The organism is Lentzea californiensis, from assembly GCF_024648825.1.
In the GTDB taxonomy this organism is placed as follows: Bacteria; Actinomycetota; Actinomycetes; order Mycobacteriales; family Pseudonocardiaceae; genus Lentzea; species Lentzea californiensis.
Genome location: NZ_JANBBE010000004.1, coordinates 389,034 through 410,009 on the forward strand (window position 1 = coordinate 389,034; position 20,976 = coordinate 410,009).

Genomic DNA, 20,976 nt, shown 5'->3' on the forward strand with positions numbered 1-20,976 from the left:
CTAGTTCGCAGCGAGAGTGAGGTAGACGTCGTCCAGAGTTGGCTCCTTGAGGCCGATTTCGTGCGCCTCCAAGCCGTTGTCGTCCAACGCGCGCACGACTGTCGCAAGGTCGCGTGACGCGCTGACGGGGGTCGTGAGCGTGAGGCCTTCGGCGACCGGGTTGAGCCCCACGGAGCCGATGGCCTTCAGCGCGATGTCCACTTCGGACACCGAGTCGAGTGTGACGGTGACCGTGCGCTGGCCGACCTGGGCCTTCAGTTCGGCGCTCGTGCCGGACGCGACGACCTTCCCGTGTGACAGCACGGTGATCGAGTCGGCCAGGCGGTCGGCCTCGTCCAGGTACTGGGTCGTGAGCAGCACGGTCGTGCCGTCCGCGACGAGCTTCTCGACGATCTCCCACATCGCGAGGCGGCTGGCCGGGTCGAGACCGGTGGTCGGCTCGTCCAGGAACAGCACCTCGGGGTTGCCGACCAGCGACGCGGCCAGGTCGAGACGCCGCCGCATGCCGCCGGAGTAGATCTTGGCGTTGCGCTTGGCGGCGTCGACGAGGTCGAACTGCTCCAGCAGGTCGTCCGCGCGCGAGTGGGCCTGCCTGCGGCTGGCGCCGAGCAGGCGGGCGATCAGGACGAGGTTGTCGTGGCCGCTGAGCTGCTCGTCGACGGCGGCGAACTGGCCGGTCAGGCCGATGCGGCTGCGGACCTCGTGGCTCTGCTTCACGACGTCGAACCCCGCGACCCTCGCGGTGCCGCTGGACGGGGGCAGCATCGTGGTGAGCAGGTTGACCAGCGTGGTCTTGCCGGCGCCGTTGTGGCCGAGCAGGCCGAGGACGGAGCCCTTCTTCGCGGTGACGCTCACGCCGTCGAGGGCGTTCACGTCGCCGAACTTCTTGCTCACCTCGTGGGCTTCGATCATGAGCTCAGACATCTGTTCCCCCTGTTTTGAGTGCTCCGTGCAGGAACAGCTCCACGATGGCGGCGGGTTCGGCCTCGGTCTGGCCGAAGCCCGAGCCCATGCGGTTCGTGAAGACGGCGCCGAGCAGCATCCGCCCGGCGAGGTCGGGGCTGACGCGCAGCTCCGCGTCGCCGAACAGGCCGGCGACGGCGTCGGACAGCTGCTGCATGCCGATCGGCGGTCCCTTGTGCTTCTTGTGGTCCTCGTCGCGCGGCTGGTAGCCGGACTCCCGCAGCGCGCCGATGACACCCCACATGCGGTCGAGGTAGCCGCTGAACGTCGCCACTCCCGCGGTGAGCCGCTCCTCGAGCGGCACGTCCGCCGGGATCGCTTCGAGGCGTGCGACTTCTTCGTCCGAGTGCAACGCGCGCTGGATGCACGCGTCGAGCAGCTCCGCCTTGTCCTTGAAGACGCGGAACACCGTGCCTTCCGCGATTCCGGCCGCGGCGGCGATCTGGCTGGTGGTGACGTTCGCGCCGGCTTTCACGACGAGCGGCAGCGTGGCCTGGACGATCGCTTCGCGGCGGTCTTCCGGGCTCATCGCGGGGGCGCGGCGGCGGCGTGGTTCCTCTGACACGTCCGCAACTGTATGAGTGAGTACTCACTCATGTCAATGAGTGGGCGCTCACTCACTCGTCTCGCTCCAGCGTCGCCCTAGCACGGATCCCCGACGATTCCGCGGTTCGAGGCCGTTCAAGATCTCGACCTGTCCACAACCCGCGAGTTGTCCACAGATCCGCCGCCACCCCACCCCGGCCACCCGCCTCCGGAGCAACCTGGTCCAGAACCCCGCGACCTGGAGGCGAGCCCGATGTCCTGGAATTCCACCGTGATCACAGTTGTTGGCACTGTCGTCAGCGACATCACGTACAAGCACGGCGAGGACGGCAAGACGAACGCGTTCTTCCGCATCAACTCGACCGAGCGCCGGTACAACACGGCACTCGGCGACTGGGAGGACGGGGAGACGCTGTGGATGGGTGTGTCGTGCTGGCGCAAGCTCGCCGACAGCGTGAAGACCACGCTGTCCAAGGGTGACCCCGTGATCGTCCAGGGCAAGCTGCGGATCCGTCACTACGAGAAGGACGACGTGAAGCGGCAGGCGTTCAGCCTCGACGCGTTGCACGTCGGGCTGGACTTGAGCCGGGTGTAGTCACTGGGCTCCGCCCCGCTCGTTGAACCGCGGGCCGCAGAAGATCCCGCCGAGGAACCCGTTCCGTTCTGAGCCGTTCGGGGCAACCCGGTCCCGGACTTCGGGAACACGCCCGAACCGGCGGCACCGCCGGAGAAGAATGCACGTACCGAGATCCACGAAGGAGGGAAGCTCGTAGATCGGAGCCGCCGAGGACCGATCGCCGAGAGTCGTTCACGTTCGAACGGAACGGGCTGGTCACCGAGTCGCGTGACCCTCGATCCGGACGTGCGCGCCTGCTTGTCGGCGACCGAGGTCAGGAGCCTCTGGGCACCGCTCTACGATCGCCGCCATGGCCGAGTTCATCTACACCATGAAAAAGGTGCGCAAGGCGCACGGTGACAAGGTCATCCTCGATGACGTCACGATCATGTTCTACCCCGGCGCGAAGATCGGTGTGGTCGGTCCCAACGGCGCCGGCAAGTCGAGCGTGCTCAAGATCATGGCGGGGCTGGACACACCTGGCAACGGTGAGGCCTACCTGGCCCCCGGCTACACGGTGGGCATCCTGCAGCAGGAGCCGCCGCTCAACGAGGAGAAGACCGTCCTCGGCAACGTCCAGGAGAGCCTGGGCGAGATCAAGGTGAAGCTGGACCGCTTCAACGAGATCGCCGAGCTGATGGCGACCGACTACTCCGACGAGCTGATGGAGGAGATGGGCAAGCTCCAGGAGGAGCTCGACCACGCCAACGCGTGGGACATCGACTCGCAGCTCGACCAGGCGATGGACGCCCTGCGCTGCCCGCCGCCGGACTCCGACGTCACCAAGCTCTCCGGTGGTGAGCGCCGCCGTGTCGCGCTGTGCAAGCTGCTGCTGAGCAAGCCCGACTTGCTGCTGCTCGACGAGCCCACCAACCACCTGGACGCGGAGAGCGTCCTGTGGCTGGAGCAGCACCTCGCGCAGTACACCGGCGCCGTGCTCGCCGTGACCCACGACAGGTACTTCCTGGACAACCTGGCCGAGTGGATCCTCGAGATCGACCGCGGCAAGACCCATCCCTACGAGGGCAACTACTCCACGTACCTGGAGAAGAAGGCCGAGCGTCTCGCGATCTCGGGCAAGAAGGACCAGAAGCTGCAGAAGCGCCTCAAGGACGAGCTGGAGTGGGTGCGCTCCGGCGCCAAGGCCCGCCAGGCCAAGTCGAAGGCGCGTCTCGACCGCTACGAGGAGATGGCGGCTGAGGCGGAGAAGACCCGCAAGCTCGACTTCGAGGAGATCCAGATCCCGCCGGGCCCGCGTCTGGGCAGCGTCGTGGTCGAGGCCGACAAGCTCAAGAAGGGCTTCGGCGACAGGGTCCTGATCGACGGTCTGTCGTTCACGTTGCCGCGCAACGGCATCGTCGGCGTCATCGGTCCGAACGGCGTCGGCAAGACGACGCTGTTCAAAACCATCGTCGGTCTCGAGGAGCCCGACGCCGGCAAGGTCAAGGTCGGCGAGACGGTCCTGTTGTCCTACGTCGACCAGAACCGCGGCGGCATCGACCCGAAGAAGAACGTGTGGGAGGTCGTGTCCGGCGGACTCGACTACATCCACGTCGGCAACGTCGAGATGCCGTCCCGCGCGTACGTCAGCGCGTTCGGCTTCAAGGGCCCGGACCAGCAGAAGCCCGCGGGTGTGCTGTCCGGTGGTGAGCGCAACCGCCTCAACCTCGCGCTCACGCTCAAGCTCGGCGGCAACCTGATCCTGCTGGACGAGCCGACCAACGACCTGGACGTCGAGACCCTCGGCTCGCTGGAGAACGCTCTCGAGCAGTTCCCCGGCTGCGCCGTGGTCATCTCCCACGACCGGTGGTTCCTCGACCGGGTCGCCACGCACATCCTCGCGTGGGAGGGCACGGACGAGGACCCGTCGAAGTGGTACTGGTTCGAGGGCAACTTCGAGGGCTACGAGAAGAACAAGCTCGAGCGCCTGGGTGCGGACGCCGCGAGGCCGCACCGTGTCACGTACCGCAAGCTGACACGAGACTGAGAGGGCAACGGCGACGTCGTGGCGGCGAGGGGCGAGACGCAGGCGAACGTCGAGGTGAGCACGCTGGTCGTGCCCGCCTGGATGCTGCGTTGGCGCGCACCCGAGCTCGCTCTGGTGCTGGGCGAGCGAGCGGTCGCGCTCGCCTCCACCCGCCGCGACGAAGCCGACCGCCTTCGTGCGGAGTCGCTGGTGGTCTTCGCGGGCAACCGCATGGGCCGCGGCGTCCGCATCGCCGACAGGGCGATCGACGCCCTGAAGGCGGCCGAGGCCGCCGGTGAGTACGAGACCGCGTGGCTGTTGCGGGTCGAGCTCGCGGCGTGCGCGAGGTCCGTGGGAGCCCCGCTGACGGGGTTCGCGGCGGTCACGCCGGTGCTCGAAGCGCCGGACGTGCCCGCGGAACTGCGGGCCTCCGCACTGGTGCAGGCCAGCGAATGCCTCGTCACGGTCGGCCGCGGTGACGAGCCCACCCAGGCTCTCGCCGAGGCGGACCAGCTCTACGTCGCCGACACGACGCTCGACGACGACACACGTCTGCTGCTGCGCGGCCTGATCCGCGCGGTGCAGGCCGCGCAGCACCGGCGGTGGGGCGATCTCGCCGCCGCCATCGGTGCCGCCCGTGAAGGCCTCGACCTGCTGAGCAGGTTCTCCGATCCGTGCGCGGACAGCGGCCAGACCGCCGGCCGGCTCACGCTGGAGCTGGTGCTCTCGCTGATGGACGCGAACCGCCTCCTCGACGCGAACGAGGTCGGCGCGCCGCTGCTCGACCGCCCGGTGCGTGCGCCGTCGGCGTCCGAGGTGGGGTGGTTGCGCCTGGCACTGGCCACGCGCGTGCACCTGCCCGCCGGCAGGGTCGCGCTGGCCAGGGAGATGCTGCGTGAGGCCGCGGCGAGCGCCGAACGCCACCAGCTCGACACGTTGCTGGCCGAAAGCCTGCTCGCGCTGGCCCACGTGCACGAGGTGTCCGGTGAACTGGCTGACGCGCTGACGAACCTGCGCTCCGCCCACGCCGCCGAACGCCGCCGTGCGCGCGCCGTCTACGCGGTGCGTGCCCGGCTCGCCGCCGAGTTCTCCGGCGTCCACCGCCAGCCCGCCGATCTGCACCAGCAGCTGGCGAGCGTGCTCCGTCCCGTCGAGGGCATGCAGGTGGTCACCGACGGCGTGCTGTCCGCCGCATTGAAGCAACAACTCCGGCAGTGGCGCCCGGTCCAGGTCCGCAAGGGCGACGGGCTGAAGGTCAAGCGCGTCCGGCGCGCTGCCGAAGACATGACCGTGGAAGGTTTGTCCGCGGCCCGACAACACGCCGCCGACCGGTGGCGCATGGTCCAGCCGTTCGGCGAGCCCGATGACAAGACCCCGGAAGCCGTGGAACCGCCACCAGCACCCCTGCCGTCCTCCTCTCCGTCTTCGTCTTCCTCCTCCGACCGCACCGTCCCCGCCTCCGGCCTGATCGCGTCCGCGGGCGCGATGGTGAGCGGCCGCCGCCGTGCCGCCCGTGTGGCCGCCGGCGAGATCGACGACGACCGGCCGACCACCATCGCCGAAATCCCCATCACACCACCACTTCCTGATCCCGAGCCGCCGCAGGAGCAGCCGCCGCTCACCGTCGAGCAGGAACGCAAGCGCAAGGTCGAGCAGCAGCTCATGGAGCTGCAGCGCGAGGCCCGCCGCCAGATCGAGGCGGAACGCGCGGCCCGCGCCGAACAGCGCGCCCAGGCCGAACGCGAGGCCCAGGCCGCCGAGGAAGCCGCTCGCCAGGAAGCGGCCCGCGAAGAGGCGTCGCGCCAGGAAGCCGCCAGGCAGGAAGCCGCGCGCCAGGCGGAAGCTGCTCGGCAGGAGGCCGTCCGCCAGGAGGCGGCGCGCCAGGAACAGGCCAGGCAGGAAGCCGCTCGCCAGGAAGCCGTGCGCCGGGAGGAAGCCCGCCGCGAGGCAGCGCGCCAGGAAGCGGTCCGTCGCGACGTCGCCCGGCAGGAGGCGGCGCACCAGGAGGTCGCCCGCCAGGCCGTCGAACGCGAAGAGGCCGCCAAGGAAGCTGCCGCCCGCGAGGAAGCCGCTCGTGCGGAGGCCGCCGCGCGCGACGAGGCGTCCGGATCCCAGTCGGAGAGCGTGCTGGACATGCTCAAGGCCCAGGGCCTGCGAGCAGGCGGCCGCCGCCGCCGTGACGCCGAGCCCGAGGCCGGAACGCCGTCGTGGCGCGTGGAACCCCCGTCGGGCCTGCGCCAGGACAGCCCCGCCGAGGAACCGTCGCAGAACTACTTCGAGGACTCCGGCATCTCGACCCGCCCCGGCTACTACGGCGACGACCCGGCTTCCCCGGACAGCCCGGGCCGCTCGGGCCTCGCCGCGGCGTTCTCCCGTCCACCGGCGGCCCCGGACTTCGGTCCCCACGTCGACGCCCCGGCGTACCCGCTGCACACCCCGGCGGCGGGCTTCCCGGCCGCCGCCGACCCGGACGAGCGCAAGCTCCCGGACCTGGACTTCAGCGGTCTCGACTTCAGCGCCCCGAAGCCGAGGCCCGCCGCCTCCATCCCCGTCCCGCCCGCTCCGGCGGAGGTCCCGGACCAGGAGCCGGAACCCGAGCACGAGCCGCTCCCGCCCGTCCCGGACCCGATTCCGTCCGTGCCGGTCCCGGCCGAGATCCCGCCGGCCGCGGAACGGGACCTGCTGTCGGCGACGTTCCTGAGCTCGGCGGACGTGGACGACGACCCCTCGGACGTCCCCACGACCCCGGTGCGCGTGCAGTCGCAGCCGGAGCAGGCCCAGCCGGCGTCCGGTGTCCAGAGCAGCTTCGGCACGCAGACCACCTTCGGCAGCCAGTCCTTCGGCTCCGCGCCGGCGTTCGGCACCCCTTCGGCCTACAGCACCGAACCGGCGGCTCTCGCCGAGCAGCAGGGCGAGCCGATCTCGCCCGACTCCGACGCGCCGACCGAGAAGCGTTTCCGCGCGGTCGGCGAGCCCGACCCGGCGGGCGACGCGCCGCGCACCACCTCGGCGAGCGAGCCCGCCGACCGGTCGGGCCGCCCCAGCAGCCGCCGCAGGCCGAGCGAGCTGAGCCTCGCCGACCTGCTGGCCGAAGCACTGGTCGCCTACGAAACGGGCCGTCGCACCGACGAGGAACTGCTCGAAGTCTCGGACCTGAGCACCTCGGACTGGTCGGCAACGCCACCGGGACCGGACGCGCCGGCGCCAGAGCAGCCTGTCGGCGCCCAGCAGGCCTCGGCGGAGGCCGCGCCGGACGCGGTGTTCGGTTCGAGCCGGCCGTTCTCTTCCCAGCAGGACTCGACGGCGGAGGCCGCACCTTCGCCGGACGCGGTGTTCGGCTCGGGCCGTCCGTTCGGTGCGCAGCAGGACCCGGTAGCGGATTCCGCGGCCACCTCGGGCGAAGTGTCCGGCGCGCACCGGCGGTTCGGGAATCAGCGGGATTCGGCGGCGGACATCCCGCCGAGTTCGGAGGCGTTGTTCCGGCCGAGCCCGTCTTTTGCCGCCCAGCAGGATTTGGAGGCGGCGGGTCAGCGGTTCCGGGCCGAGCAGGATTCGGCGGCGAAGACCCCGCCCAGTGGGGTCCCGCTGTTCGGGGCGGGCCAGGCCTTCGGTTCGCAGCGGTCCACAGCGGAGTCGCCGAGCCAGTTCCTCGCGAAGCCGGCACTGGAGTCCGTGCCGGAGTCCGCGCAGGAGAAAACCGGCCCGATCGCCGCGGTGCCGGCGGCGTCGGACAGCGAGACCACCGGCCCGATTCGTCCCTTCCGGGCGGACGGGCCTCCCGGCTGGACGCTGCCGGGGGCGTGAGGGTGGTCAGCACCACACCTCAAGCCTTGCCCAACCCCACCTGCCCGGCGCTGGGAGAGAAGTCGCGGGAGCGGCTGCCCGGCGACCAGTGGTGGGCCGGCCGGTGAGGTGGTGCGGTCCGGCGGTGGTCACGATGCCGCTGGGCCCATGATCGGATGAAAGCTGTGGGTCGAACGGGTGTCGGGGCCGGTGCAGTCCGCCGGTGCCCGGTCGGGTCCACGGTGCGGAAAGCCTTGTCGCCACTGATGATGTGACTCGATTCAGCCCACGATTCAGTGGTCCGTCAGTGCACCTCCCCTTGCCGGTGACGGCCGCCACCCCATCTAGGGTGTGGTCGGACCCGGCACACAGAGGTGCCGGATAGCGTGGAGTCGCCTGAAGATGACCTCGACTGGAGCCCCGACCCGAACCGACGACGTCTCCGCGGCCCCCGCCGCGGGTGATGGGAGTCCAACGGCCAGTCCTGAGCAGGTCCGTGACGAGCTGATCGAACGGGCCGCCGCCAATGCCCCCGAACTCGCCGATCTGATCCGCCTCTTCTACCGGCACGTGCCCGCCGAGGAAGTCAACGACGACGACCCGGTGGACCTGGTCGGAGCGGTGCGGTCGAACTACCAGCTCGCCGAGAGCCGCGTTCCCGGACGCGCCGCGGTGCGCATCCTGAACCCGACCCGCGGGAACGACGGGTGGCAGTGTCCCGTCACCGTGGTCCAGGTCGTCACCGACGACATGCCCTACCTCGTCGACTCGGTCGCGTCCGAGCTCACGCGGGGTGGCGTGCAGGTGCAGCGCGTCGTGCACCCGATCGTCGTGGTGCGGCGTGATCCGGTGACCGGCGAGCGCACCGAGGTGCTGCCGACCGCCGATCCGGCCGATCCGCCCGCCGACGCGCTGGCCGAGTCGTGGATGAACATCGAGGTCGACCTCATCACCGACCCCGATCGTGCCCGCGAGCTCGAGACGCGGCTGCTGTCGGTGCTGACCGACGTCCGCGAGGTCGTCGAGGACACCGATCGCATGGCCGCCACGGCGCTGCAGCTGGCCGAGCAGCTGGAGAAGGAGCCTTCCGAGGCCACCGAGGACGGCTCGAAGCTGCTCAGGTGGCTCGCGGACGGGCACTTCACGTTCATGGGCTACCGGCAATACGAGCTGGTGCACGAGGACGGCGAACCGGCGCTGCGGGCCGTGCTCGCGAGTGGCCTCGGCGTGCTGCGCCAGGACAGCCTCGCCGCGCGCAGCCTCACTGCCGGGCCGGACAACGGCGTGCAGGCGCTCAGCCCGGACCTGCTGGTGCTGACGCAGGCGAGCGCGCAGAGCAGCGTGCACCGCAGCGTCTACCCCTACTACGTGGGCGTGAAGACGTTCGACGCCGAGGGCAACGTCTCCGGCGAGCACCGCTTCCTGGGCATCTTCAGCACCACCGCGCTGCACGAGAACGTGCTCGACATCCCGGTGATCGAGCGCCGCGTGCGCGACGTGATCCACCGCGCCGGCTTCCCGCTGCAGTCGTACTCCGGCCAGCGGATGCTCGAGGTCATCCAGAACTACCCGCGCACCGAGCTGTTCTCGGTGGACGCCGAGACGCTCTACCAGGTGACGACGGGTGTCATCGCGCTCGCGGAACGCCGCCGGCTGCGGCTGTTCCTGCGCCGCGACCCGTTCGGCCGGTTCTTCTCGTGCCTCGTCTACCTGCCGCGCGACCGCTACACGACGACGAGCCGCCTCGCTATGCAGGAGGTGCTGCTCGCCGAGCTCGGCGGCCTGAACCTCGAGTACAGCGCGCGCATCGGCGAGTCCGCGCTGGCCCGCGTGCACTTCATGGTGCACACGGACCCCGCTCGCACGCTGGAGCCCGATGTCCACGCGATCCAGGCCAAGCTCGCCGAGGCCGTGCGCAGCTGGGACGACCGCATGGTCGAGGCCGTCGTCGGTGGCAACGGCGAGCTCGGTGCCGAGTCGGCCACGGAGCAGGGCCAGCGGTTCGCCACGGTCTTCCCCGAGGCCTACAAGGAGGACTTCTCCGCGGCCACGGGTCTCGAGGACTACCGGCGCATCGAGGCGCTCGTCGAGGGCGACCTCGACATGGTGTTCTACGTGCCCGAGAACGCCGAGGCGGGGGAGCGGCGCTTCAAGCTCTTCGTGACCGGCGAGGGCATCACCCTGTCCGACGTGCTGCCGATGCTGCAGCGCATGGGCGTCATCGTGGTCGACGAGCGGCCGTACGAGATCGCCCGCGAAGACGGCGTGCAGTGCTGGATCTACGACTTCGGCCTGCGCATCGACAAGGCCGCGCTCGCCCAGCTGTCCGAGGCGGACCTCGACCAGGTGCGCGTGCGGTTCCAGGACGCGTTCGCCGCCGTCTGGCGCGGTGAGGCCGAGGTCGACAGGTTCAACTCGCTGGTGCTGCAGGCCGGGCTCACCTGGCAGCAGGCCGCGATGCTGCGCGCGTACGCGAAGTACCTGCGGCAGGCGGGCACGCCGTACTCGCAGGACTACATCGAGGACGCCGTGCTCGGCCACACCAGCGTGGCCATCGCGCTGGTCGCGTTGTTCGAGGCCCGATTCGACCCGAGGCTCGACGACGCCACGCGCGCCGACCGCACCGAGACGATGGTCGTCGAGACCGGCAAGCTGATCGACGACGTCACGAGCCTCGACGCGGACCGCATCCTGCGCAACCTGCTCACGCTGATCAACGCCACGCTGCGGACGAACTACTTCTTCCGCGACGCGGACGGCAACGCGCGGCCGTACCTGTCGGTCAAGCTCGACCCGCAGTCCATCCCGGACCTGCCGCAGCCGCGGCCGAAGTTCGAGATCTTCGTGTACTCGCCGCGGGTCGAGGGCGTGCACCTGCGCTTCGGCAGCGTCGCGCGCGGTGGTCTGCGCTGGTCCGACCGCCGCGAGGACTTCCGCACGGAGGTGCTCGGCCTGGTCAAGGCGCAGGCAGTGAAGAACGCGGTGATCGTGCCGGTCGGCGCGAAGGGCGGCTTCGTCGTCAAGAAGCCGATCGCCCCCACCGGCGACCCCGGCATCGACCGCGAGAACTTCATGTCCGAGGGCATCGCCTGCTACAAGATGTTCATCTCGGGCCTGCTCGACCTCACCGACAACCTGGTGAACAACGAGGTCGTGCCCGCGTCACAGGTCGTGCGCTACGACGCCGACGACACGTACCTGGTCGTCGCCGCGGACAAGGGCACCGCGACGTTCTCCGACATCGCGAACGGCGTGAGCCAGAGCTACGGCTTCTGGCTGGGCGACGCGTTCGCCTCCGGTGGCTCCATCGGCTACGACCACAAGGCCATGGGCATCACGGCCAAGGGCGCGTGGGAGAGCGTGAAGCGCTCGTTCCGCGAGCTCGGCGTGGACACGCAGACCGAGGAGTTCACCGTCGTCGGCATCGGCGACATGTCCGGTGACGTGTTCGGCAACGGCATGATGCTGTCCGAGCACATCCGGCTCGTGGCCGCGTTCGACCACCGGCACGTCTTCATCGACCCGAATCCGGTCGCGGCCACGTCGTTCGCCGAGCGCGTGCGCCTGTTCAACGTGCCGCGCTCGTCGTGGGACGACTACGACCGCTCGCTGATCAGCGAGGGCGGCGGCATCTTCCCGCTCACCGCCAAGTCGATCCCGATCTCCGAGCAGGCCCGCGTCGCGCTCGGGCTCGACGAGGGCGTCGTGAAGCTGTCCCCGCCGGAACTCAAGAAGGCGATCCTGCTCGCGCCGGTCGACCTGCTCTGGAACGGCGGCATCGGCACGTACGTCAAGGCGTCGACCGAGTCGCACGGCGACGTCGGCGACAAGGCGAACGACTCGATCCGCGTCAACGGTGACGAGCTGCGCGTCAAGGTCATCGGTGAGGGCGGCAACCTGGGCCTGACCCAGCGCGGCCGCATCGAGTTCGCACGCGCCGGCGGCAAGGTCAACACCGACGCGCTCGACAACTCCGCCGGCGTCGACTGCTCCGACCACGAGGTCAACATCAAGATCCTGCTGGACCAGCTGGTCCGGGAGGGGTCGCTGGAGCAGTTGCAGCGCAACGAGGTCCTCGCCGAGATGACCGACGAGGTCAGCGACCTCGTGCTGGCGGACAACTACTCGCAGAACAACGTCCTGGGCGTCAGCCGGGCGCACGCGGCCCCGATGCTGTCGGTGCACGCGCGCCTCACGGCCGACCTGGAGGCTCGCGGCGCGCTCAACCGCAAGCTCGAGGCACTGCCGAGCCCGGCGGAGTTCAAGGCGCTGGAGAAGAGGGGCGAAGGCCTCACGTCGCCGGAGCTCGCCACGCTGCTCGCGTTCACGAAGCTCACGCTGAAGGAAGACCTGCTGGCGAGCGACATCCCGACGATCGACACGTTCACCCGCAAGCTCCCGGACTACTTCCCGAGCCTGCTGCGCGAACGCTTCGGCGCCGCGATCCCGAACCACCCGCTGGCGCGGCAGATCATCACGACGGTCGTCGTGAACGAGGTCGTCGACGGCGGCGGCATCTCCTTCGCCTTCCGCCTGGCCGAGGAGATGAGCGCGTCGGTGACGGACGCGGTCCGCGCGTACGCCGTCGTCACCCAGGTCTTCGACCTGCCGTCGATCTGGCGCGAGATCGAGGCGCTGGACACCGTGGTGCCGACGGACGTCCAGGACAGCATGGTGCTGGAGACCCGCCGCCTGCTGGACCGCGCGTCCCGCTGGCTGCTCTCCAACCGTCCCCAGCCGCTCCCGGTCGGCTCCACGATCAACCGCTTCCGCGGCGTGGTCGAGGAGCTCAGCCCCTTCGCCTTCGAACTGTTGCAGGGCAAGGAACTGGACGTCGTCGCGGGCAAGGCCGACCGGTACGTCGAACAGGGCGTCCCGGCCGAGCTGGCCCGCAAGGTGGCCGCGCTGCTCTACATGTACGGCCTGCTCGACGTCACCGAGATCGCCGAGCTGGCCGAACGCGAGTTCGGCCCGACCGGCGGCGCGGGCCCGGAGCGCACGCACCGCGAGACGGCCGAGCTGTACTTCGCGCTGTCCGACCACCTCGACATCGACCACATGCTGGACTCGGTGACGAGCCTGGAGCGCGGCAACCGCTGGCACGCCCTGGCGCGGCTGGCTCTCCGCGACGACTTCTACTCGTCGCTGCGGGCCATCTCCGTCGACGTGCTGAGGGCGAGCGACGAGGGCGACACGGCGACCGAGAAGATCTCCAAGTGGGAGCAGGCCAACGCTTCCCGCCTGGCCCGCGCGCGTGGCGCGCTGGAGGAGATCAACCGGGTCCACCAGCTGGACCTCGCGACCCTGTCCGTCGCCGCCCGCCAGGTGCGGAGCATGGTCAGGTAGGAGCACGAACGAGAACCGGGGCGCCGCGGAATCCCCTCCGCGGCGCCCCGGTCGTTTCAGACGACCTGCTCCAGCTCCGCGCGCTGGGCGATCGCGCGACCGAGCCAATGCCGCCCGACCACGACGAGCAGCGCGACACCGATCGCCGCGACCGTCCCGGCAGCGGACCCCATCCACAGGCCCAGGACCTCCATGCCGTCCGCGGGCGAGGGGATCTCGGCGAACGTGACGTAGACGAACAACCAGGCGAGCACAGCGGCCCCGGCGGCGATGGCACCGATCGCGACGCTGGTCCACGTGAGCGAACCGGACTCGAACACGGTGCCCTCGCCCGCTCGGTGCAGCATCCCTCCCAGCGCCACCGCCAGAACCTGAAGGCATGCGACGAAAATGATCGCGGAAGCCACGAACGGCACCCGCACCGCTTCGTAGGGCGGGAAGAGGTCGACCTCGTTCGCCGCGGTCGCCGGGATCACCGCGACCTGGGCGAACAGGCCACCGAGGACCGCGAAGGCGAGCAGGGCCTGCAGGAAGAACACCACGACGCGAGACATAGATCGAGTATCGAGAGCTGCCTATCGCTTTTCAATCGGCCGGTGTGGAGGTCCTGTGAAGGTCGGTCAACGGTAGGGTCCCTGCATGGGTGTCTTCGTCACTGGTGTGCGGCCTCGATGGTCGGACATGGATGCGTTCGGCCACGTCAACCACGCGAACACGGTGACGTTGCTGGAAGAAGCCCGGATCGAGCTGCTGTTCACCGAGGCCGCCCGCCACGGGGTCAAGGAACTGGCCGAGGGCATGGTCGTGGCGAAGCTCGTGGTCGAGTACCTCGCGCCGATCGTGTTCACCGGCGAGAGCGTCCTGGTGGAGATGTCGGTGCGGGAGCTGAAGTCCGCGTCGCTGACGCTCGACTACGTGGTGCGTAGCAGCCGTGACGCGGACAGCCCGGTGGTGGTCAGGGCGGAGACGCTCATGGCGCCCTACAACGTGACGACAGCACGACCGCGCAGGCTGACCGAGGCCGAGCGCGACTTTCTCGCCGGGTGGCGTGCAGGGGGAAATGGTGCCTGAGCTGGTGTTGGCCGACGCGGCCGAGAGAGACGACCTCGGGGCGTTCGCCGCGCGGGCCGTGCGGCTCGATGCGCAGACCGTGGTGCGGCTGCGCAACCGCGACGAGAAACTGGTCGACGCGTGGGTGGCCACGCCGTTCGACGCGCTCGCGACGCGAACCGTTGCGGGACAAGCGATTCCGGCGGACGTCACGGTGTCCGGCTCGGAGCTGCTGACGGGCCTCGCGGTGATGCGCGACGAACGCATCGATCCGGGCCCTGCCAAGGACCTGATGTGGCGCTCGGCCCTGCCGCCCACCGACGGCTGGCTGATGGTCGACCGGCTGCCGGTCGAGGTCGTCGCCAAGCTGGCGGACGAGGGTGTCGAGGTGGCGCGTGAGAACACCGGGCCACAGGGCACGCCGCCGGCCTCGTTGCTGGACCAGACGGTGCTGACCGTCAGCGGGTCCGGCTTGGACGTCAAGATCCCGCTGCGGATCCTGTTCGCGTTGTCGGGCATGGGTTTCCTCGGCGAGGACGGCGACGTGCGGGTGACCGGGACCGACTCGTGGGTGCGGATCGACGCACGCTACGGCGCGGTCGTCCGGCGCCGCCACTCCATGCTGCCGCTGCTGGTCTGACCCTCCGGAACGCGAAACAGCGCCCTGGGCCACGGCCTGGGGCGCTGTTTCGCGTGCAAGGACTCAGACGAGCCAGACGGCCGTGTCCGGCGGCAGCTGGTCGCCGTCCATCGGACCGGACGACAGCAGCACCTGGCCGGGAGGCAGCGGCACGGACGCGCCCGAGGTGTTCAGGGCGCAGATCAGCCCGCCACCCTTGCGCCGGAACGCGAAGCAGCCGGCCGGGGCGCCGTACCACTCGAGCTCCTCACCGGCGAAGCCCGCGTTGGACTTCCGGTGCTCCAACGCCTCGCGGTAGAGCGAGAGCATCGAGCCCGGGTCCTCCAGCTGCGCCTCGGCCGTGAGGTGGTCCCACTCGTTCGGCTGCGGCAGCCAGGTGTTCACGGCCGTGGAGAACCCGAACGGCGGGCTGGTGCCCTCCCACGGGATCGGCACGCGGCAACCGTCGCGGCCGCGCTCGGTGTGCCCGGATCGCTCCCAGGTCGGGTCCTGCAGGGCCCAGTCCGGCAGCTCCACGTTGGGCAGACCGAGCTCTTCGCCGTTGTAGAGGTAGATCACGCCCGGCAGCGCCAGCTCGACCAGCGTCATCGCGCGGGCCCGCTGCTCGCCCAGCGCGCCGCCGCCGTAGCGGGTCACGTGACGCACGACGTCGTGGTTCGACAACGTCCACGTCGCGGGCGTGCCGGTCAGGGCGACCGCGGCCAGCGAGTGCTCGATGGCCGTGCGGACGGCGTCGGCGTCGAAGCCGGCCTCGACCAGCCGGAAGTTGAAGCCCAGGTGCAGCTCGTCGGGACGGACGTAGGCGGCGAAGCGCTCGTCGTCCTTCACCCAGATCTCGCCGACGGCCATGGTGCCGGGGTAGCCGTCCATGACCTTGCGGATCATGCGGTGGATCTCGTGCACGCCGTCGTTGTCGAAACGCGGGTCGTGCACGTCGTCGGACAGCACGCCCGGGACCTGGGTTCGGATCTCCATGTCGGGCAGGCCTTCGGGCTTGGCCATGCCGTGCGCCACGTCGATGCGGAAGCCGTCGACACCGCGGTCCAGCCAGAACCGCAGCGTGCGCTCCAGGTCGGCGCGGACCTCCGGGTGCTCCCAGTTGAGGTCGGGCTGCTCCGGCGCGAACAGGTGCAGGTACCACTGGCCGTCCGGCACGCGGGTCCACGCGGGGCCGCCGAAGACGGACGTCCAGTTGTTCGGCGGTTGCGAGCCGTCGAAGCCGCGGCCCTCGCGGAAGATGTAGCGGGCGCGCTCCATGCTGCCCGGACCGGCCTGCAGGGCCTCCTGGAACCACTCGTGCAGGTCGCTCGAGTGGTTCGGCACCAGGTCGACCGTCACGCGGATGTTGTGCTCGTGCGCGTCGGCAACCAGCCGGTCGAACGCGGCCAGGTCGCCGAAGATCGGGTCGACGTCGCGCGGGTCGGCCACGTCGTAGCCGTGGTCGGCCATCGGTGAGCGGTAGAACGGGGTGAGCCACAAGGCGTCGACCCCGAGCAGCTCCAGGTAGCCGAGGCGGGAACGGATGCCGTCGAGGTCACCGACGCCGTCGCCGTTGGAGTCGGCGAACGAACGCACGTAGACCTGGTAGAAGACGGCGTCACGCCACCAGGCGGACTCTTCGGCGATCTCGGGGGTGAGGTCGGAGGATCGGCGCACGGGGGGTCATCCTGCCATTCGTCTCGCTGCTAAAGGACCCGAACGGGTGATGGGCGGTCAGGAGAAGCTGTTCATCAAGCTGTTCGCCGCCATCTCCATGTAGTCCCAGAGCTGCTTGCGGTGAGCCTCGTCCAAGCCGGCCTCGTCGACGGCGATCCTCATGCAGCGCAGCCACGCGTCCCGCTCGATCGGTCCGATCTTGAACGGGACGTGACGCATCCGCAGCCTCGGGTGGCCCCGGTTGTCCGAGTAGGTGTGGGGTCCGCCCCAGTACTGCACCAGGAACAGCCGCAGCCGCTCCTCCGCAGGTCCGAGGTCCTCTTCCGGGTAGAGCGGGAGGAGGACGTCGTCGGCCTTCACCTCTTGGTAGAAGCGCGCGACGATGCGGTGGAACGTCTCCTCGCCACCGACCTGTTCGAAGAAGCTCACGGGGTTTCCCACGTACCCATCCTGACTCACGAGGGCCACCGCCTGCAGGCCGCCCCGGCTGTTGGCTCCGCCATAGGGTTGTGAACTGGCAGGACGCCGGATGATCATCGTCTCGAATGGGTGTTCTAACTCACTTGGCGGTGAAGCCGGCCTCCTCGAGGGCGGGCATCAGTTGCGCGCGCAGGTTGCGCTGGACCGCCCACTGGCGGCCGGGGCGCGTCTTCGCGGTGACCCGCAGGGTGATGCCCTCCGGCGTGAACTTCTCGACGCCGAGCACCTCGGGCTTGGCCGTGATGTCCGCCTTCAGCGGGTCCTTGTCGGCCACCTCGGCGACCTTGCGCTCCAGCACCTGGGTGGCCTCGACGAGGTTCGCGCCGTAGCTCAGCGGCAGGTCGACGACGGCGACCGCGAAGCCCTGCGACGAGTTGCCGACGCGCAGGATCTCGCCGTTGCGGACGTACCAGACCGTGCCGCCGGTGTCCCGGATCGTGGTGGTGCGCAGCGCGACGGCCTCGACGGTGCCGGTCGCGGGGCCGAGGTCGACGACGTCGCCGACGCCGTACTGGTCCTCCAGCAGCATGAACATGCCGGCCAGGAAGTCCTTCACCAGGTTCTGGGCGCCGAAACCGATGGCGACGCCCAGGATGCCCGCGGAGGTCAGGATCGGCGTGATGTTGATGTCCACCACGATCAGGATCTCGAGGAAGGCGATGCCGAAGATCAGGATCGTGACGATCGACTTCAGCACGGAGCCGATCGTGCGGGCGCGCTGCTCGCGGCGCTCGGAGATGAGGTTCCCGAGCGCCTGCGGAGCGCGTTCCCGCAACGGCTTGAGCAGGCCCGGCTTCTTGCCTTCCTTGCCGGGCGTGGTGATCCGGTCGATGACCTTGCGCAGCAGAGCCCTGATCACGAAGGCGGCGATCAGGATCACAACGATCTTGACCGCGCCGGTGATGATCACCGCGCCGTACTTGTCGACGAAGGTGACCGCCTCGGCGGCCTTGTTCGTGACGTCATCCACGGGACTGGTCACCTGGTCGTGCCCTCCTACAACTCCATGCCGGTGGCATTCGCGAGAAACGTCAGCTGGTCCACGGCGAGAGCCACCGTCCGGCTGACGGACCGGCCCGCGTGACCGACCTCGGTCTCGCGGCGGATCAGCACGGGGTGCTTGGTCGGATCACTTGACGAAGCGTGCTGCAGTGCCGCGCACATCTTCCTGGCGTGGTTGGGGTCCACACGAGAATCCGACTCGAACACCGTGAACAACACAGAAGGGTACTCAACGTCCGTTACCACTCGGTGATAAGGCGAGTAGGAGAGCAGCCAGCCCAGCTCCTCGGAAACGCTTGCGCTGCCGTACTCGTCGGCCCACAACCGTCCGAGCAGGAACTTCTCGTAGCGCACCATGTCGAGCAGTGGCGCTGAGCACACCACGGCCGCGTAGAGCTCGGGGCGCTGGGTCAGCGCGGCGCCCACGAGCAGGCCGCCGTTGGACCCTCCCATGATCGACAGTTGCTGCGGCGTGGTCCACCCGTCGCGGATCAGGCGCTCCGCCGCGGCGTGGAAGTCGTCGAACACGTTCTGCTTGTTGGCGCGCATACCGGCGACGTGCCAGTCCTCGCCTTCCTCGTCGCCGCCGCGCAACGACACGTGCACCCACACGCCGCCCGCCTCTACCCACGCGAGCGTGGTCGCGCTGTAGCCCGGGCCGCGGCCGATCGCGAAGCCGCCGTAGCCGGTGAGCAGTGCGGGACGGGGCAGGTCGGGCTTCTGCTCGCCGCTGACGACGAACATGTGGACCGTCGTGCCGTCCTTGGAGGCGTACGCGATCTGCTGCGTCGTCACGGCCGGCAGTTCGACGCGGCCGGGCGCGGCCTCGTGCAGCACCGTTTCACCCGTGGCCTTCGAGAACCGGAACACCGACTGCGGCGTCACGAAGTCCGTCCACCCGAACCACAGCGTGTCCTGGTCATGGGGCGTCTGGGCGTCCACAACGGACATGCCGTGCAGCGAACCGGTGCCGGGCAGCGGGATCTCCCGCTTGTACGCACCGGTCGCGGCGTCGTGCAGGTGCAGTTCGGACACCGCGTGCCTGGTGCGCAGGACGACCAGGTCGCCGTTGAGCCAGCGCACCCCGTCGAGGACCGAGTCCGGTTCCTCGGCGATGAGCTCGGTCCACTCGGTGGGGTTCGCCGGGTCGGCCACGCACAGCCGCTGCCGGGGCGCGCCGTGGTTGGTGTGCAGGTAGAGCCTGCCGTCGCGGGCGACGGACGCCGAGCACTGCACGCCGGCCTCGGTCAGGACCACGGGCACGAGCGCGCCGTCGCCGTGCAGGTCCGCGATCCACACGGAGTCGTGCTTCAGCGTGCTGGGGGAGCCGCTCACGACCAGCCAGCGGCCGTCGTGCGAGAGGTTCAGCGAGTAGTAGAAGGTGTGCGCCTCGCCGTCGCCGTGCACGTTGAGGTCCGTGTCCGGGTCCGTGCCGACGCGGTGACGCCACACGCGGCGGTGGAACAGCTTCTCGTCCTCGGGCAGCAGGGCCGGGTCGAGCTGGCGGACGTAGAAGAACTCCTCGCCGCCAGGCAACCAGCCGATCGAGGAGTAGCGGCAGCGGTCGATCGGGCCCTCGAGGTGCTCGCCCGTCGCGACGTCCATGACGTGCAGCAGCGAGTGCTCGTTGCCGCCGACGGACACCTGGTAGGCGAGGCGCTCGCCTTCGAGGCTGGGAGACCAGCCGTCCAGGGTGGTCCGGCCGGACGGGTCGAGGGTGCTCACGTCGAGGAGCACGCGCTCGGTGCCGTCGCTCTCGCGCACCATGACGACCGGGTGGTCCTGTTCGGGGCCGCGGCGGGTGAAGAACGCCCTGCCCGCGCGCCAGGTCGGCGTGGACACCGAACCCGTGCGCATCAGCTCCTTGAGGCGCTCGCCCAGGCGTGCACGGCCGGGCATCGCGTCCAGCCAGGAGCGTGCGAGCACGTCCTGCGCCTGCGACCACTCCGCGGTGCGGGGGTCTGCCGTGTCCTCGAGCCAGCGGTACGGGTCCGCGACTTCGCGCCCGTGGATCTGCTCGGCGAGGTTTAGCCGCTCGGCGATCGGGTAGGCGATCGTCGCAGGCAGTGGAGTGGAAGGTGCCTCTGTCACCTTGTCAAGAGTAGCGGCTCTTGAAAACCATCTCCGATAGGGAGCTCGTTCACCCCAGGTTCGATCACACATCCGTGACACGTCACTTATCACACGTGATTTTTTCCTGGTAAGTGTGGTCTCCTATGGCTGAACCGGTGGAGGTGGTCGCGTGCCAGACCGACAACCGACCCCTATCGGCGGCTCGTCACCAGGCGAGACGGCGCCGACGGTCCTCCCATGCCGAAATCAGCCCGAGCTGCGGGCGGTGCCGGATGTGGATCGAGACGGGGGAGGTTCCGGTCCGATGCCGGCGGTCTTCCCCTGGGGAAGACGCAAGGTCCTGCTGCTGAACGCCACGTTCGAGCCGCTCACGGCGTTGTCACTGCGCCGGGCGGTCGTCCTCGTGGTGTGCGGGAAAGCCGAAGTCGTGCACGGAGACGCCTCCGGGCTGGTGCTGCACTCGTCGAAGTCCGAGGTGCTCGTGCCGTCCGTGATCCGGCTGAGCTCCTACGTCCGCGTGCCTTACCGAGGTCGCGTGCCGATGACCCGTGCCGGGCTCATGCACCGCGACCGTTATCGCTGCGCCTACTGCGGCGGGCGGGCCGAGACGATCGACCACGTCGTACCGCGCTCGCGTGGCGGACCTCACACCTGGACCAACTGCGTCGCCTGCTGTGCGAAGTGCAACCACCGCAAGGCGGACAAGATGCTGTCCGAGCTGGGCTGGCGGCTGCGCGTCGTTCCCGCGGCGCCGCGTGGCCCGCACTGGCGGCTGCTCGCCGGAGTGGCCGAGGCTGATCCGCAGTGGTTGCCGTACCTGGGTGAGCCGGCGGCCTGATCCCGCCGTCCGAGCTG

General features: G+C 69.8%; 14 protein-coding genes. 7 read left to right on the forward strand and 7 right to left on the reverse strand.

The window, feature by feature from the left end:
- Together LX88_RS18885 and LX88_RS18890 are read right to left on the reverse strand one after the other, a co-directional pair.
- Complete coding sequence (locus LX88_RS18885; protein ID WP_258949082.1) at nt 1-924, reverse strand: ATP-binding cassette domain-containing protein; 924 nt, start codon at nt 922-924, stop codon at nt 1-3.
- Nucleotides 917-1,528: a TetR/AcrR family transcriptional regulator gene (locus LX88_RS18890; protein WP_090071325.1), complete on the reverse strand. Its 612-nt coding sequence runs from the start codon at nt 1,526-1,528 to the stop codon at nt 917-919. The genes LX88_RS18885 and LX88_RS18890 overlap by 8 nt, the downstream gene beginning before the upstream one ends.
- Nucleotides 1,529-1,780: 252 nt before the next feature.
- Between LX88_RS18890 and ssb the strand changes: the two genes are divergently transcribed.
- The 4 genes from ssb (at nt 1,781) to LX88_RS18910 (ending at nt 13,220) form a co-directional block, all read left to right on the forward strand.
- On the forward strand, nt 1,781-2,104 hold the full coding sequence (ssb, locus tag LX88_RS18895) for a single-stranded DNA-binding protein (protein WP_258949083.1): 324 nt from the start codon (nt 1,781-1,783) through the stop codon (nt 2,102-2,104).
- Between the two features lie 331 nt (nt 2,105-2,435).
- Nucleotides 2,436-4,112: an energy-dependent translational throttle protein EttA gene (ettA, locus tag LX88_RS18900; RefSeq protein WP_258949084.1), complete on the forward strand. Its 1,677-nt coding sequence runs from the start codon at nt 2,436-2,438 to the stop codon at nt 4,110-4,112.
- Between the two features lie 18 nt (nt 4,113-4,130).
- Nucleotides 4,131-7,895: a hypothetical protein gene (locus LX88_RS43745; RefSeq protein ID WP_307790522.1), complete on the forward strand. Its 3,765-nt coding sequence runs from the start codon at nt 4,131-4,133 to the stop codon at nt 7,893-7,895.
- A gap of 381 nt (nt 7,896-8,276) precedes the next feature.
- A complete protein-coding gene (locus tag LX88_RS18910; RefSeq protein ID WP_258949085.1) occupies nt 8,277-13,220 on the forward strand; it encodes an NAD-glutamate dehydrogenase in 4,944 nt (1,647 codons plus the stop codon).
- A gap of 56 nt (nt 13,221-13,276) precedes the next feature.
- Here LX88_RS18910 and LX88_RS18915 read toward each other — a convergent pair whose 3' ends face one another.
- Complete coding sequence (locus tag LX88_RS18915) at nt 13,277-13,774, reverse strand: DUF2975 domain-containing protein (protein ID WP_258949086.1); 498 nt, start codon at nt 13,772-13,774, stop codon at nt 13,277-13,279.
- 85 nt (nt 13,775-13,859) lie between these two features.
- On the opposite strand from LX88_RS18915, the gene LX88_RS18920 reads away from it, so the two are divergent.
- Nucleotides 13,860-14,291 carry an acyl-CoA thioesterase gene (locus tag LX88_RS18920; protein WP_258949087.1) on the forward strand — a complete coding sequence of 144 codons (432 nt, stop codon included), beginning with the start codon at nt 13,860-13,862 and terminating at the stop codon, nt 14,289-14,291.
- A complete protein-coding gene (locus LX88_RS18925; RefSeq protein WP_258949088.1) occupies nt 14,284-14,910 on the forward strand; it encodes a DUF8010 domain-containing protein in 627 nt (208 codons plus the stop codon). The genes LX88_RS18920 and LX88_RS18925 overlap by 8 nt, the downstream gene beginning before the upstream one ends.
- Nucleotides 14,911-14,973: 63 nt before the next feature.
- On the opposite strand, the gene LX88_RS18930 is transcribed toward LX88_RS18925, so the two are convergent.
- The 4 genes from LX88_RS18930 to LX88_RS18945 form a co-directional block, all read right to left on the reverse strand.
- On the reverse strand, nt 14,974-16,566 hold the full coding sequence (locus tag LX88_RS18930) for a glycoside hydrolase family 13 protein (protein ID WP_258949089.1): 1,593 nt from the start codon (nt 16,564-16,566) through the stop codon (nt 14,974-14,976).
- A gap of 57 nt (nt 16,567-16,623) precedes the next feature.
- Entirely contained in the window at nt 16,624-17,007 is a 384-nt protein-coding gene (locus LX88_RS18935) for a globin (RefSeq protein ID WP_170176580.1), read from the reverse strand.
- Nucleotides 17,008-17,125: 118 nt separating this feature from the next.
- Nucleotides 17,126-17,956 (reverse strand): mechanosensitive ion channel family protein, encoded by an 831-nt coding sequence (locus LX88_RS18940; RefSeq protein ID WP_258949211.1) that lies wholly within the window; start codon nt 17,954-17,956, stop codon nt 17,126-17,128.
- 86 nt (nt 17,957-18,042) lie between these two features.
- Nucleotides 18,043-20,139, reverse strand: coding sequence for a prolyl oligopeptidase family serine peptidase (locus LX88_RS18945; RefSeq protein ID WP_258949090.1), 2,097 nt, complete (start codon nt 20,137-20,139; stop codon nt 18,043-18,045).
- Between the two features lie 151 nt (nt 20,140-20,290).
- Between LX88_RS18945 and LX88_RS18950 the strand changes: the two genes are divergently transcribed.
- Nucleotides 20,291-20,959, forward strand: a complete 669-nt coding sequence (locus LX88_RS18950; protein ID WP_372511352.1) for an HNH endonuclease — start codon at nt 20,291-20,293, stop codon at nt 20,957-20,959.
- Nucleotides 20,960-20,976: the final 17 nt, after the last annotated feature.